Raw genomic sequence first — 14,775 nt, 5'->3', positions numbered from 1 at the left:
AAAAATCGGGCCTGACGATGGCACAGCAAGCGATAGGAAACATGATGATTACCGGCAAAATGCTCATCGGCCAGTCGGCCGTGCGTGGCGACAACGGATCGCTGTGTGCAATCAACCCTGCCACCCATGAAACGCTGGGGCCTGAGTTCGGCGTCGGCGGTATGACAGACATTGAGCAGGCCTGCACGCTGGCGCAACAAGCCTTCGATCGCTACCGCGCGACCACGGCAGAGCAGCGCGCTCAATTTCTGGAAGCGATTGCCACGGGCATTTTGGCGTTGGGGGCTGCGCTGATCGAGCGCGCTTGCCTGGAGTCGGGATTGCCTGCCGCGCGCCTGATCATCGAGCGGGGCCGCACCGTCAGCCAGTTGCGGTTATTTGCGAAAGTTGTTCGCGATGGCCACTACCTCGGCGCCACCCTGGACAGCGCGTTGCCGACGCGCCTCCCTTCTCGCCCCGACCTGAGATTGCACAAGATCGCCCTCGGCCCGGTGGCGGTATTTGGTGCGAGTAACTTTCCCCTGGCGTTTTCGGTTGCCGGCGGCGACAGTGCCGCGGCTCTGGCCGCGGGCTGCCCGATCGTGGTCAAGGCGCACGAGGCTCATCTGGGTACGTCTGAACTGGTTGGCCAAGTGATTCAGCAGGCAGCCGCTGCTCACTCGTTACCAGAGGGCGTGTTTTCCCTACTTATAGGCGACAGTCACCTGTTCGGCCAGACCCTGGTCAGCCATCCCTCGATCAAGGCCGTCGCCTTTACAGGTTCGCGACAAGGCGGCCTGGCGCTAATGCGTACAGCGGCGCAACGCAGCGAACCGATTCCGGTGTACGCCGAAATGAGCTGCATCAATCCCGTATTCCTGTTGCCGCATGCGCTGTCGATGCGCGCCAGCGAAATCGGCCGTGGATTCGTCGAGGCGCTGACAATGAGCGCGGGGCAACTGTGCACCAATCCGGGCTTGGTGATTGCCCTGGAAGGCCCGTCTCTGACCCAGTTTTGCGATACAGCCCTGGATACCCTGCGCACAAAGGCGGCGGCAACCCTGCTGACGCCAGGCATACATCAGGCTTACCTCGCCGGTGTCGAGGAGACGGGCATTATCAACGGCGTTACAACGCTGGGGCAAGGTGGGCCAGCGCAAAAGCCCTGTGCAGCGCAAGCCACAGTGTTCGTCACAGATGCAGCCACCTTTCTGGCGACAGAACGACTGAGCGACGAACTATTCGGCCCCAGCTCGCTGATCGTCGCCTGCAAGAATGAAGATGAAATGCTGACGGTCGCCGAGCACCTGTCAGGGCAGCTGACGGCGACCTTGCACCTGGATGACGCTGATCATGGGCTAGCCAAAAAACTGCTGCCCATTCTTGAGCGCAAGGCAGGCCGTATTCTGGTGAACGGTTATCCGAACAATGTCGAGGTGTCTCACGCGATGGTGCACGGCGGCCCGTTCCCGGCCAGTTCGGACAGTCGCAGCAGCGCGGTCGGCGCCAGCGCCATCGACAGATTCCTGCGGCCCGTGTGTTATCAGGACGTGCCTGCGGCTTTGATGCCCGCAGCGCTACAGGATGGCAATCCGCTAGAACTCTGGCGGACGGTTAATGGGGAATGTGTGCTTGCCTGAGCTTTTTCCTGATGGGGACAACACTTCAAGGTTTAAAACTTCGCGTCGTAAAACCATAAAAAAAGCCCCTATATAGGTAATGCTGTTCACTTATGAGATGCGTACGAGTAACTGTAGGAGCGAGCTTGTCTCGCGAGCTTTTAAAGATCAAAAGATCGCGAGACAAGCTCGCTCCTACAGGGTTCGCTTTCGCTTATGTGAACAGCATTGCCCTATACAGGGGCTTTCCGAAAGAAACCTTACATCTATGTCTCAGGTAATTCTCAGAACGGAATATCGTCGTCGAAGCTGTCGAAGTCCGCGGCTGGCTGTGGAGCCTGCTGTTGCGGCGCTGGACGCGACTGTTGTTGCTGTTGCTGCGGCGCAGGGCGTTGTGCCTGCTGACGCGGAGCGGATTGCTGGTAGTTGTTACCGCCACCCTGGTTTTGTTGGTCGCCCTGTGGACGGCCACCCAGCAGCTGCATGGTGCCTTGCATGTCGACCACGATTTCGGTGGTGTAACGCTTGATACCGTCTTTTTCCCACTCACGGGTTTGCAGCTTGCCTTCGATGTACACCTGCGAACCCTTGCGCAGGTATTCGCCAGCGATTTCGGCCACTTTGCCGAACATCGATACACGGTGCCATTCAGTCTTTTCGACTTTCTGACCGGTTTGTTTGTCGGTCCATTGTTCGCTGGTTGCCAGACTCAGGTTGGTCACGGCATTACCGTTAGGCAAGTAGCGAACTTCGGGATCCTGGCCGCATGTGCCGACCAATATAACTTTGTTAACCCCACGGGCCATAACGTTCTCCTAGGCTTCGCGCACCGGCGCCGGGTTAACCAGCTGCTCAAGTGTCGCGCGATCCAATAGTTCGGTGTCCAATTTGATATAAATCGCAGACTCTTCAGTCACGACCACTGCATCTGTAACGCCCTTAACGGCCTTTAAACGCTCTGCCAGACCTGCTTCGCGCAACGCTTGAGGTGACAACGGCAAGCGCAGGCTTGTTACGTAAGGTGGTTCGCGCATGGTAACAGCAAAGACCAGCCAGAGTGCAGCCAGAGCTGCGCATCCCAGGAACACAGCCGACAAACCGCCATGCTGGAAAAACCAGCCGCCGAGTATGCCGCCCAGTGCCGAACCGAGGAATTGGCTGGTGGAATACACCCCCATCGCCGTCCCTTTGCCGCCCGCCGGTGACACTTTGCTGATCAATGAAGGCAATGACGCCTCCAGCAGATTAAACGCGGTAAAGAACACCACCGTGCCGATCACCAACGTTCGTAAACTGTCACCGAACTGCCAGAAGAATAGCTCAGTCAGCATCAACGTACTGACGGCGCCGAGCAAAACTCGTTTCATTTTGCGTTTCTTTTCGCCGTAGATGATGAACGGGATCATGGCGAAGAAAGAAATCAGCAGCGCGGTAAGGTATACCCACCAGTGCTGCTCCTTGGGCAGGCCGGCTTTTTCGACCAGCGCCAGCGGCAAGGCAATGAAGCTGGACATCAACATGGCGTGTAACACAAAGATGCCCAAATCCAGGCGCAGCAGGTCGGGATGGCGCAAGGTGGGCAACAAGGCCTGCTTGGCCACACCGGATTCGCGGTGCTGCAAGGTGTCGGTAGAACGCGGCACCATAAACCGGATGATCACGATGCCCAGCAGCGCCATCGCCCCCGTGGCCAGGAACAACCCGGACAGGCCGAAGGCGCGGGTCAGCAGCGGCCCGACGACCATGGCAACAGCAAAGGACAAGCCGATGGTCATGCCGATCATGGCCATGGCCTTGGTGCGGTGCTGTTCGCGGGTGAGGTCGGAGAGCAGCGCCATCACGGCCGCCGAAATGGCGCCAGCGCCTTGCAGGACGCGCCCTGCAATCACGCCCCAAATGGAGTCCGATTGAGCCGCCAGTACGCTGCCCAGGGCAAACACGATCAACCCGAGGTAGATGACCGGGCGTCGGCCAATACGGTCGGAAATGATCCCGAAAGGGATCTGAAAGAGCGCCTGAGTCAGGCCGTAAGCGCCTATCGCCAATCCAATCAGTGCAGGTGTAGCGCCTGCCAGGTCCATGCCATAGGTCGCCAGAACCGGCAACACCATAAACATGCCAAGCATACGGAACGCAAACACAAGTGCCAGACCGCTGGCTGCGCGGGTCTCGCTGCCACTCATGCGTTCGCTTTGGGGATCGTGCATGGAAAAACCTCATGTGAACCGGCGGCGATTCTATCAGTCCCATCGAGTAACAGCACACACAGGAGCGGGCCGCGACGCTTTGTCACGTAAAAGTTAAGAAACGCCTGACAGCTCACACACCCAACGTCAGCAACCGCTGATGACATGCAGCCATCAAGGGCCTGCACAGTTTTCCCGCAGATACGTATACTCAGTCGTTTACGTTATGCCCGCCAAGCGAGGCCGCAGTGGACAAGATCCTGATACGTGGGGCACGAACCCACAACCTGAAGAACATCGACCTGACCCTGCCAAGGGACAAACTGATCGTCATCACCGGACTGTCTGGCTCCGGCAAATCATCCCTGGCGTTTGACACGTTGTATGCCGAAGGCCAGCGGCGTTACGTCGAGTCCTTGTCGGCTTATGCCCGCCAGTTCTTGTCGATGATGGAAAAGCCCGACGTCGATACTATCGAAGGGTTGTCACCGGCGATTTCGATCGAGCAGAAGTCGACCTCGCACAACCCGCGCTCTACGGTCGGTACGATCACCGAGATTTACGATTACCTGCGCCTGCTCTACGCCCGCGTCGGTATCCCGCGTTGCCCGGATCACGACATCCCTCTGGAAGCCCAGACGGTCAGCCAGATGGTTGACCTGGTGCTGGCTCAGCCTGAAGGCAGCAAGTTGATGCTGCTGGCGCCGGTGATCCGCGAGCGCAAAGGTGAGCACCTGTCGGTGTTTGAGGAGTTGCGTGCGCAGGGTTTTGTGCGGGCCCGTGTGGACGGCAAGCTCTGTGAGCTGGATGAGCTGCCTAAACTCGACAAGCAGAAGAAGCACACCATTGATGTGGTGGTTGACCGCTTTAAAGTACGTGCTGATCTGCAGCAGCGCTTGGCGGAGTCATTTGAAACGGCGCTGAAGCTGGCCGACGGTATTGCGCTGGTCGCGCCGATGGACGATGAGCCGGGTGAAGAGATCATCTTCTCTGCGCGCTTCGCCTGCCCGATCTGCGGCCATGCCATCAGTGAGCTTGAGCCCAAGCTGTTTTCATTTAACAACCCGGCTGGTGCGTGCCCGACCTGCGACGGTCTGGGGGTGAAGCAGTTCTTTGATATCAAGCGCCTGGTGAACGGTGAGTTGACCCTGGCCGAGGGTGCCATCCGCGGTTGGGACAGGCGCAACGTCTATTACTTCCAGATGCTCGGGGCCCTGGCCAAGCATTACGATTTCAGCCTTGAAGTGCCGTTCAATGAACTGCCTGCCGACAAGCAGAAAGTCATTCTGTACGGCAGTGGCTCGCAGAACGTGGATTTCCGCTATCTGAATGATCGCGGCGACATCGTGAAGCGCGCTCACCCTTTTGAAGGGATTGTGCCGAACCTTGAACGCCGCTATCGGGAAACCGAGTCCGCCACAGTGCGTGAAGAGCTGGCCAAGTTCCTCAGCACGCAGTCTTGCCCGGATTGCCGTGGCACCCGCCTGCGCCGCGAGGCCCGTCATGTATGGGTGGGTGAGAAAAACCTGCCGGCCGTGACCAATATGCCGATTGGTGATGCGACTGAGTATTTCAGTAGCCTGAGCCTGACCGGGCGGCGTGGTGAAATCGCGGACAAGATTCTTAAGGAAATCCGCGAGCGCCTGCAGTTTTTGGTGAATGTGGGCCTCGACTACCTGTCGCTGGACCGCAGTGCTGACACGCTGTCGGGCGGCGAGGCGCAGCGGATTCGTCTGGCCAGCCAGATTGGCGCGGGTTTGGTGGGCGTTCTGTACATCCTCGACGAACCCTCGATTGGTTTGCACCAGCGCGATAACGATCGCTTGCTGGGCACGCTCAAGCACCTGCGCGATATCGGCAACACGGTGATTGTGGTTGAGCACGACGAAGACGCTATTCGCCTGGCGGATTACGTGGTGGACATCGGCCCGGGTGCCGGGGTGCATGGCGGGCATATCGTGGCTGAGGGGACGCCTGCCGAAGTGATGGCGCACCCTGACTCGCTCACCGGCAAGTACCTGTCTGGCCGGGTGAAAATTGAAGTCCCTGCCAAACGCACGCCACGCAACAAGAAGCTGACCTTGTCGCTCAAGGGCGCCCGCGGCAACAACTTGCGCAACGTCGACCTTGAAATACCGATTGGTCTGTTGACCTGCGTGACCGGTGTTTCGGGTTCGGGCAAATCGACACTGATCAACAACACGCTGTATCCGCTGAGTGCGACCGCACTCAATGGCGCCACCACCCTGGAAGCTGCTGCCCATGACAGCATCAAAGGGCTGGAGCATCTGGATAAAGTCGTCGACATTGATCAAAGCCCGATTGGCCGGACGCCGCGCTCTAACCCTGCAACCTATACCGGGCTGTTTACGCCGATCCGCGAGCTGTTTTCGGGCGTGCCTGAGTCCCGTTCACGGGGTTATGGTCCGGGGCGTTTCTCGTTCAACGTGAAAGGCGGGCGCTGCGAGGCGTGTCAGGGCGATGGCCTTATCAAGGTAGAAATGCACTTTCTGCCGGATATCTACGTGCCGTGTGACGTCTGCAAGAGCAAGCGCTATAACCGCGAAACCCTTGAGATCAAGTACAAGGGCAAGAGCATCCATGAAGTGCTGGAGATGACGATCGAAGAAGCGCGTGAGTTCTTCGATGCAGTCCCTGCACTGGCGCGTAAGCTGCAAACGTTGATGGACGTAGGTTTGTCGTACATCAAGCTTGGGCAATCCGCCACGACGCTGTCAGGCGGTGAGGCGCAGCGGGTCAAGTTGTCTCGCGAGCTGTCCAAGCGCGACACCGGCAAAACGCTGTATATCCTTGATGAGCCGACTACCGGCCTGCACTTTGCAGACATCAAGCAATTGCTGGAAGTGCTGCACAGGCTGCGCGACCACGGCAACACGGTGGTGGTGATTGAGCACAACCTGGATGTGATCAAAACCGCAGACTGGCTGGTGGACCTGGGTCCGGAAGGCGGCTCGAAAGGTGGGCAGATCATTGCGACCGGCACGCCGGAAGCAGTGGCTGAGATGACTCAGTCTCACACCGGCTTCTACCTGAAGCCGTTGCTGATCCGCGACCGCGCTTAAATCGCGGTATTAAAAAGCCCCTCTCATTGCGAAATGACAGGGGCTTTTTGTTGGGCGTGAAGACTGCCTATCAGAACTGCGATTGCAGGTAGTTCTGCAGACCGATGGACTTGATCAGGCCCAGCTGTTTCTCCAGCCAGTAGGTGTGGTCTTCTTCAGTGTCTGCCAACTGAATGCGCAGGATGTCGCGGCTCACGTAGTCTTTGTGCAGCTCACACAACTCGATACCTTTGCACAGTGCAGCACGCACTTTGTACTCCAGGCGCAAATCGGCGGCGAGCATCTCTGGCACGGTGGTGCCGACGTCCAGATCGTCCGGGCGCATGCGTGGCGTACCCTCGAGCATGAGAATCCGGCGCATCAACGCATCAGCGTGTTGTGCCTCTTCTTCCATTTCGTGGTTGATACGCTCGTACAACTTGGTGAAGCCCCAGTCCTCGTACATACGGGAATGGACAAAATATTGGTCACGTGCAGCCAGCTCGCCGGTTAACAACGTGTTGAGGTAATCGATTACGTCCGGGTGCCCTAGCATCGCCCCACATCTCCCTGCTTGAAAGGCTGTAGTTTGAACCAAGCTGACTGAGAGGTCACGGCTCAATCGCAATAAAAACGCTAATTTGCACAGAAAACACGCCTAAATAACGCAAAAACCGCCCATTTGCGGGCGGTTCTGCTTCTCACTTAGACTTACTTCACCGTTACACCCAAGGCTTTGGCAACGCCTTGACCGTAGGCCGGGTCTGCTTTGAGGAAGTGTTGCAACTGACGCTGAACAACGTCGTCGGTCACCCCTTCCATCGCACCGGCGATGTTGTTGATGAGCAGGGCTTTCTGGTCATCATTCATCAAGCGGAAAAGAGCACCTGCGTAGCTGTAGTAGTCGGTGTCTTCACGGTGGTCGTAGCGGTCTGCTGCGCCACTGAGCGCCAATGGCGGTTCAGCATACTGCGGGGCTTGCTTGGGCGCGTCAGCATAGCTGTTGGGTTCGTAGTTAGGCGCAGCCCCCCCGTTGTTGCCATAGGCCATGGAGCCGTCGCGCTGATAGTTGTGCGCAGGCACACGCGGGGCGTTGATGGGCAGGTGCTGGTGGTTGGTGCCTACACGGTAACGGTGAGCATCCGCGTAAGCGAATACACGGCCTTGCAGCATGCGATCAGGGGACAGACCGACACCCGGGATCATGTTGCTTGGGCCGAACGCAGCCTGTTCAACTTCTGCAAAGTAGTTGAGCGGGTTGCGGTTGAGCTCAAGTTCGCCGATCTCGATCAACGGGAACTCTTTTTGCGACCAGGTTTTAGTCACATCAAACGGGTTATCGCGATGCGTTGCCGCTTGGGCCTCGGTCATGATCTGGATGCACACACGCCATTTCGGATAGTCACCGCGCTCGATGGCTTCGAACAGATCACGCTGGGCGTAGTCCGGGTCAGTCCCCGCCAGACGTGCAGCTTCTTCTGGCGGCAAGTTCTTGATGCCTTGCTTGGTTTTGTAATGCCACTTGACCCAATGACGTTCACCAGCCGCATTGATCAGGCTGTAGGTGTGACTGCCAAAACCGTGCATGTGGCGATAGCCATCAGGAATGCCACGGTCCGAGAACAGGATGGTGACCTGGTGCAGCGATTCTGGTGAATGCGACCAGAAGTCCCACTTCATCTGCGCACTTTTAAGGTTGCTTTGCGGCAAGCGTTTTTGGGTGTGGATAAAGTCAGGGAATTTCAGCGGATCACGAATAAAGAAAACTGGGGTGTTGTTACCCACGATGTCCCAGTTGCCTTCTTCGGTGTAGAACTTGAGGGCAAAACCACGCGGGTCGCGCTCGGTGTCCGCAGAGCCACGCTCACCGCCCACGGTTGAGAAGCGCAAGAAGGTCGGGGTTTGCTTGCCAACGGTGTCAAACAGCTTGGCGCTGCTGTATTGGCTGATGTCACGGGTCAGTGTGAACGTGCCATGGGCAGCCGAACCTTTGGCGTGCACACGACGCTCTGGAATATTTTCGCGGTTGAAGTGCGCGAGCTTTTCGATCAGGTGAAAGTCATCGAGCAACAACGGGCCTCGAGGCCCAGCCGAACGAGAGTTCTGGTTGTCAGCAACAGGGGCGCCGCTGGCGGTCGTCAGGGTTTTGGTCTGGCTCATGCTAATCCTTCCTCAGTCAGTCTTGATGCTGCCGGCTAATCGGCTGAGGAAGAGTATTGACCACGATACCTGTGTGGGCAAATGCATTAAATTGTCGAACTCAATAGCTTTTTATTATCGAACGGACACAAAAAACCGGGCACTAGGCCCGGTTTTTTGTAGAGACTGACGTCTTACTCAGCGGATACAGCTTCACCGCCAACTGGACGATCAACCAACTCGACGTACGCCATAGGCGCGTTGTCGCCAGCGCGGAAACCGCACTTGAGGATGCGCAGGTAGCCACCCTCACGAGTTGCATAACGCTTGCCCAGATCGTTGAACAGCTTACCAACGATAGCTTTCGAACGAGTGCGGTCGAAAGCCAGACGGCGGTTAGCAACAGAATCGTTCTTGGCCAGAGTGATCAGCGGCTCAGCAACGCGACGCAGTTCTTTGGCTTTCGGCAGAGTCGTTTTGATCAGCTCGTGCTCGAACAGCGACACTGCCATGTTTTGAAACATAGCCTTGCGGTGCGAGCTAGTGCGGCTCAGGTGACGACCACTTTTACGATGACGCATGGTTCATTCCTTACCAAACACAACGTTCGGTGATTACGACGATCAGGCAGTCGCCTTGTCGTCCTTCTTAAGACTTGCAGGCGGCCAGTTGTCGAGGCGCATGCCGAGGGACAGACCACGGGAGGCCAGAACGTCCTTGATTTCAGTCAAGGATTTCTTGCCCAGGTTCGGAGTCTTCAACAGTTCTACTTCGGTGCGCTGAATCAGGTCACCAATGTAGTAAATGTTCTCCGCCTTAAGGCAGTTGGCCGAACGCACGGTCAGTTCCAGATCGTCAACCGGACGAAGCAGGATCGGATCGATCTCGTCTTCCTGTTCGATAACCACTGGCTCGCTGTCACCTTTGAGGTCGACGAATGCAGCCAACTGCTGTTGCAGGATGGTTGCAGCACGACGGATAGCCTCTTCAGGATCCAGTGTACCGTTGGTCTCCAGATCAATTACCAACTTGTCCAGGTTAGTACGCTGCTCGACACGGGCGTTTTCCACCACGTATGCGATACGGCGAACCGGGCTGAACGAAGAGTCGAGCTGCAAGCGACCGATGCTGCGGCTTTCGTCTTCATCGCTCTGACGCGAGTCGGCTGGTTCATAACCACGACCACGAGCTACGGTGAGCTTCATGTTCAAGGCGCCGTTAGACGCCAGGTTGGCGATTACGTGATCGGGATTAACGATCTCGACATCATGATCCAGCTGAATATCGGCAGCGGTAACCACCCCCGAACCCTTCTTCGACAAGGTCAGCGTAACTTCGTCACGGCCGTGCAGCTTGATAGCCAGACCTTTAAGGTTCAACAGGATTTCAATTACGTCTTCCTGTACACCTTCGATGGCGCTGTACTCGTGGAGCACACCATCAATCTCGGCCTCGACTACTGCACAGCCTGGCATTGAGGACAACAGGATGCGGCGCAGCGCGTTGCCCAGGGTGTGGCCAAAACCACGCTCGAGAGGCTCGAGAGTGATTTTAGCGCGGGTTGGACTGACAACCTGCACATCAATGTGGCGGGGTGTCAGGAACTCATTTACCGAAATCTGCATGGATGCACCTATTTTCTAGCCCTTACTTGGAGTAGAGCTCGACAATCAGGCTTTCGTTGATGTCGGCGGACAGATCACTGCGAGCTGGAACGTTCTTGAAAACGCCCGACTTCTTCTCAGTGTCTACTTCTACCCATTCTACGCGGCCACGTTGGGCACACAGATCGAGAGCTTGGACAATGCGAAGCTGGTTCTTTGCTTTCTCGCGGATAGCGACCACGTCACCAGCACGAACCTGGTAGGACGGAACGTTAACGGTTTGACCGTTTACGCTGATCGACTTGTGCGATACCAACTGACGGGATTCGGCACGAGTAGAACCGAAGCCCATACGGTATACGACGTTATCCAGACGGCATTCGAGCAGTTGCAACAGGTTTTCGCCAGTTGCGCCTTTCTTGCCAGCAGCTTGTTTGTAGTAGCCGCTGAATTGACGCTCGAGAACGCCGTAGATACGACGGACCTTCTGCTTTTCACGCAGTTGGGTGCCGTAGTCGGATTGGCGACCGCGGCGTTGGCCGTGGATGCCTGGAGCAGCTTCAATATTGCACTTCGATTCGATAGCGCGCACACCACTCTTCAGGAAGAGATCAGTGCCTTCACGACGTGCCAGTTTGCATTTTGGACCAATGTAACGAGCCATTCTTTACAGTCTCCTGGATTACACGCGGCGCTTCTTCGGCGGACGGCACCCGTTGTGCGGGATTGGCGTCACGTCGGTGATGCTGGCGATCTTATAGCCACAGCCGTTCAAAGCACGGACAGCGGACTCACGACCTGGACCTGGGCCCTTAACGTTAACGTCAAGGTTTTTCAGGCCATATTCCAGCGCAGCTTGACCAGCACGTTCAGCAGCTACTTGAGCAGCGAACGGGGTGGACTTGCGAGAACCGCGGAAACCCGAACCACCGGAGGTAGCCCAAGAAAGCGCGTTACCCTGACGGTCGGTGATGGTCACGATTGTGTTGTTGAAAGACGCGTGGATGTGGGCGATGCCATCAACCACTGTCTTTTTTACTTTTTTACGAGGACGAGCAGCAGGTTTTGCCATGACTAAATTCCTGTCGATTCGCTGGTGCGATTACTTGCGGATCGGCTTACGCGGACCTTTGCGAGTACGCGCGTTGGTCTTGGTACGCTGACCGCGCACTGGAAGACCACGACGATGGCGCAGACCGCGGTAGCAGCCCAAGTCCATCAAGCGTTTGATTTTCATGTTGACTTCACGACGCAGGTCACCTTCAGTGGTGAACTTTGCCACTTCGCCACGCAGCAACTCAATCTGCTCGTCGCTCAGATCCTTGATCTTAGCGGCTGGGTTTACACCAGCATCCACACAGATTTTCTGTGCAGTAGTGCGACCAACACCATAGATGTAGGTCAGCGAGATAACAGTGTGCTTGTTATCTGGAATGTTAACGCCTGCAATACGGGCCATTCAGTGGGACTCCAATTGACAGCTACCTACGCCCCGGAAGCCAAGAAATAGGGCGCGAGATAATATCGCTGTAATAACAAATAATCAACCCAGCAGCGCACTAGCTGCTGGGCTTCAAACAGATCACACTCAGCCTTGGCGCTGTTTGTGACGTGGTTCCGCGCTGCAAATTACCCGAACAACACCTTCGCGGCGAATAATCTTGCAGTTACGGCACAGCTTTTTCACCGATGCACGAACTTTCATCACCAACTCCTCTAACCTTATGGGAACTTCAGCGCAGCATGCCGCTGCCGTAGCCCTTCAGGTTGGCTTTCTTCATCAGGGATTCGTACTGGTGCGAAACGAGGTGCGATTGTACTTGCGACATAAAGTCCATAACAACCACGACCACGATCAGCAACGAGGTCCCGCCAAGGTAGAACGGAACGTTTGCCGCAACCACCAAGAACTGGGGCAGCAGACATACGGCCGTCATATAAAGAGCACCGAACAGAGTCAAACGAGTCAAAACGCCATCAATATAGCGTGCCGACTGCTCACCTGGACGGATACCCGGAATAAAGGCACCGGACTTCTTCAGGTTTTCCGCTACGTCTTTCGGATTGAACATCAACGCCGTATAGAAGAAGCAGAAGAAAATAATCCCTGCACTAAACAGCAGAATATTCAACGGCTGACCAGGAGCGATCGACTGCGAGATGTCCTGCAACCAGCCCATACCTTCAGACTGACCGAACCAGGCACCCAGCGAAGCCGGGAACAGCAAAATGCTGCTCGCAAAAATAGCCGGAATAACACCGGCCATATTCACTTTCAGCGGTAGGTGGCTAGTCTGCGCAGCAAACACCTTGCGGCCTTGCTGACGCTTGGCGTAGTGAACAGCAATACGACGCTGACCACGCTCAATGAACACCACGAAACCGATAATCGCTACTGCCAGCAAACCGATAGCAACCAAGGCGAAGATATTGATATCGCCCTGACGCGCAGACTCAAAAGACTGCCCAATTGCTCTCGGAAGACCGGCGACGATACCCGAAAAAATCAACATCGAGATACCGTTGCCAACACCACGCTCAGTAATCTGCTCACCCAGCCACATCATGAACATTGCACCCGCCACAAATGTGGTTACTGCAACGAAATGGAAGCCTAGATCACCAGTGAACGCTACGCCCTGCCCCGCCAGACCAATGGACATGCCAATGGCCTGGACGAGAGCAAGAGCGACAGTGAGGTAGCGGGTGTACTGGCTTATCTTGCGACGACCAGCTTCACCTTCCTTCTTCAACTGCTCCAGTTGCGGGCTGACAGCGGACATAAGCTGCATGATGATCGATGCCGAAATGTACGGCATGATCCCCAGCGCAAAAATACTCATCCGCTCCAGCGCACCGCCGGAAAACATGTTGAACAAGCTAAGTATGGTCCCCTCATTCTGTCGAAACAGGTCCGCCAGCCGGTCGGGGTTAATGCCTGGAACTGGAATGTGTGCGCCTATCCGGTAGACGATAATCGCCAGGAATAGAAAACGCAGACGAGCCCAGAGCTCGGATAACCCGCCTTTGCTGAGCGCTGAGAGAGCACCTTGCTTAGCCATTTATTCCTCGAACTTGCCGCCAGCTGCTTCGATAGCCGAACGCGCACCTTTGGTGGCGCCGATTCCCTTGCCGATTGTGACAGCGCGAGTAACTTCACCGGACAGCATGATTTTCACACGCAGTACGTTGACGTTGATCACGTTGGCATCTTTCAGGGTCTGCAGAGTAACGATGTCGCCTTCCACTTTAGCCAGCTCGGACAGACGCACTTCTGCGCGATCCATAGCTTTCAGGGAAACGAAACCGAACTTAGGCAGACGACGATGCAGCGGCTGTTGACCGCCTTCAAAGCCTGGAGCAATTGTGCCACCGGAGCGGGAAGTTTGACCTTTGTGACCACGGCCACCAGTCTTACCCAAACCACTACCGATACCACGGCCCGGACGATGCTTTTCGCGACGGGAACCCGGCGCTGGACTCAGATCATTGAGTTTCATCGATTAACCCTCGACACGCAGCATGTAGTAAGCCTTGTTGATCATCCCGCGATTCTCGGGAGTATCCTGGACTTCTACAGTGTGACCGATGCGACGCAGACCCAAACCCTTAACGCACAGTTTGTGGTTAGGGATACGGCCGGTCATGCTTTTGATCAGCGTTACTTTTACGGTAGCCATGATCAGAAGATCTCCTTGACGCTTTTGCCACGCTTAGCAGCGATGGACTCAGGAGATTGCATAGCTTTCAAACCTTTGAAAGTGGCGTGAACCACGTTTACTGGGTTAGTCGAGCCGTAGCACTTAGCCAGAACGTTCTGAACGCCAGCAACTTCGAGGACAGCACGCATAGCGCCGCCAGCGATGATACCGGTACCTTCAGAAGCAGGCTGCATGTACACCTTCGAAGCGCCGTGAGCGGACTTCATTGCGTACTGCAGAGTTGTGCCGTTCAGGTCAACTTGAATCATGTTGCGGCGAGCAGCTTCCATTGCCTTCTGGATCGCAGCAGGCACTTCACGTGACTTGCCACGGCCGAAGCCAACGCGCCCTTTACCATCACCAACCACGGTCAACGCGGTGAAAGTGAAGATACGGCCGCCTTTAACGGTTTTGGCTACGCGGTTAACTTGAACCAGCTTCTCAATGTAGCCTTCGTCGCGCTTTTGGTCGTTATTTGACATAAC

Annotated in this window: 16 protein-coding genes; 2 read left to right on the top strand and 14 right to left on the bottom strand. The window is 56.2% G+C overall.

Going from position 1 to position 14,775, the window contains the following annotated elements; genetic code table 11:
* Nucleotides 1–41: 41 nt before the first annotated feature.
* Nucleotides 42–1,619: an aldehyde dehydrogenase (NADP(+)) gene (locus tag GHO32_RS05840; RefSeq protein WP_153335217.1), complete on the top strand. Its 1,578-nt coding sequence runs from the start codon at nucleotides 42–44 to the stop codon at nucleotides 1,617–1,619.
* A gap of 263 nt (nucleotides 1,620–1,882) precedes the next feature.
* Here GHO32_RS05840 and GHO32_RS05835 read toward each other — a convergent pair whose 3' ends face one another.
* Nucleotides 1,883–2,404, bottom strand: coding sequence for a single-stranded DNA-binding protein (locus tag GHO32_RS05835; protein ID WP_048373818.1), 522 nt, complete (start codon nucleotides 2,402–2,404; stop codon nucleotides 1,883–1,885).
* A gap of 9 nt (nucleotides 2,405–2,413) precedes the next feature.
* Nucleotides 2,414–3,805: an MFS transporter gene (locus GHO32_RS05830; protein ID WP_048373821.1), complete on the bottom strand. Its 1,392-nt coding sequence runs from the start codon at nucleotides 3,803–3,805 to the stop codon at nucleotides 2,414–2,416.
* A 227-nt stretch (nucleotides 3,806–4,032) separates the two neighbouring features.
* Here GHO32_RS05830 and uvrA point away from each other — a divergent pair, with 227 nt between their 5' ends.
* The gene (gene uvrA, locus GHO32_RS05825) at nucleotides 4,033–6,867 is read left to right on the top strand and encodes an excinuclease ABC subunit UvrA (RefSeq protein WP_048373823.1); all 2,835 of its coding nucleotides are present in this window, start codon (nucleotides 4,033–4,035) and stop codon (nucleotides 6,865–6,867) included.
* Nucleotides 6,868–6,937: 70 nt separating this feature from the next.
* Here the strand turns inward: uvrA and bfr are convergent, their stop codons facing one another.
* The 12 genes from bfr to rpsE all read right to left on the bottom strand — a co-directional run bounded on the left by bfr (nucleotide 6,938) and on the right by rpsE (nucleotide 14,772).
* Nucleotides 6,938–7,402, bottom strand: a complete 465-nt coding sequence (gene bfr / locus GHO32_RS05820) for a bacterioferritin (RefSeq protein ID WP_048373825.1) — start codon at nucleotides 7,400–7,402, stop codon at nucleotides 6,938–6,940.
* A gap of 155 nt (nucleotides 7,403–7,557) precedes the next feature.
* Nucleotides 7,558–9,006, bottom strand: coding sequence for a catalase (locus GHO32_RS05815; RefSeq protein WP_048373827.1), 1,449 nt, complete (start codon nucleotides 9,004–9,006; stop codon nucleotides 7,558–7,560).
* 173 nt (nucleotides 9,007–9,179) lie between these two features.
* Complete coding sequence (rplQ, locus tag GHO32_RS05810; RefSeq protein ID WP_047277870.1) at nucleotides 9,180–9,566, bottom strand: 50S ribosomal protein L17; 387 nt, start codon at nucleotides 9,564–9,566, stop codon at nucleotides 9,180–9,182.
* Between the two features lie 42 nt (nucleotides 9,567–9,608).
* Nucleotides 9,609–10,610 carry a DNA-directed RNA polymerase subunit alpha gene (gene rpoA, locus GHO32_RS05805; protein WP_003176403.1) on the bottom strand — a complete coding sequence of 334 codons (1,002 nt, stop codon included), beginning with the start codon at nucleotides 10,608–10,610 and terminating at the stop codon, nucleotides 9,609–9,611.
* A gap of 22 nt (nucleotides 10,611–10,632) precedes the next feature.
* Nucleotides 10,633–11,253 carry a 30S ribosomal protein S4 gene (gene rpsD / locus GHO32_RS05800; protein ID WP_003444359.1) on the bottom strand — a complete coding sequence of 207 codons (621 nt, stop codon included), beginning with the start codon at nucleotides 11,251–11,253 and terminating at the stop codon, nucleotides 10,633–10,635.
* 18 nt (nucleotides 11,254–11,271) lie between these two features.
* Nucleotides 11,272–11,661 (bottom strand): 30S ribosomal protein S11, encoded by a 390-nt coding sequence (gene rpsK / locus GHO32_RS05795; protein ID WP_002555466.1) that lies wholly within the window; start codon nucleotides 11,659–11,661, stop codon nucleotides 11,272–11,274.
* Between the two features lie 30 nt (nucleotides 11,662–11,691).
* Nucleotides 11,692–12,048, bottom strand: coding sequence for a 30S ribosomal protein S13 (gene rpsM / locus GHO32_RS05790; protein WP_019409909.1), 357 nt, complete (start codon nucleotides 12,046–12,048; stop codon nucleotides 11,692–11,694).
* A 129-nt stretch (nucleotides 12,049–12,177) separates the two neighbouring features.
* Nucleotides 12,178–12,294 (bottom strand): 50S ribosomal protein L36, encoded by a 117-nt coding sequence (rpmJ, locus tag GHO32_RS05785; protein WP_002555468.1) that lies wholly within the window; start codon nucleotides 12,292–12,294, stop codon nucleotides 12,178–12,180.
* A gap of 28 nt (nucleotides 12,295–12,322) precedes the next feature.
* On the bottom strand, nucleotides 12,323–13,651 hold the full coding sequence (secY, locus tag GHO32_RS05780; protein ID WP_003444361.1) for a preprotein translocase subunit SecY: 1,329 nt from the start codon (nucleotides 13,649–13,651) through the stop codon (nucleotides 12,323–12,325).
* A complete protein-coding gene (gene rplO / locus GHO32_RS05775; protein WP_048373834.1) occupies nucleotides 13,652–14,089 on the bottom strand; it encodes a 50S ribosomal protein L15 in 438 nt (145 codons plus the stop codon). It abuts the gene before it with no gap.
* Nucleotides 14,090–14,092: 3 nt separating this feature from the next.
* On the bottom strand, nucleotides 14,093–14,269 hold the full coding sequence (rpmD, locus tag GHO32_RS05770) for a 50S ribosomal protein L30 (protein ID WP_003176408.1): 177 nt from the start codon (nucleotides 14,267–14,269) through the stop codon (nucleotides 14,093–14,095).
* A 2-nt stretch (nucleotides 14,270–14,271) separates the two neighbouring features.
* Nucleotides 14,272–14,772: a 30S ribosomal protein S5 gene (rpsE, locus tag GHO32_RS05765; protein ID WP_003186035.1), complete on the bottom strand. Its 501-nt coding sequence runs from the start codon at nucleotides 14,770–14,772 to the stop codon at nucleotides 14,272–14,274.
* Nucleotides 14,773–14,775: the final 3 nt, after the last annotated feature.

Source organism: Pseudomonas sp. FSL R10-2189 (assembly GCF_009600325.1).
In the GTDB taxonomy this organism is placed as follows: Bacteria; Pseudomonadota; Gammaproteobacteria; order Pseudomonadales; family Pseudomonadaceae; genus Aquipseudomonas; species Aquipseudomonas helleri.
This window is presented reverse-complemented; position numbering and strand designations above follow the sequence as displayed.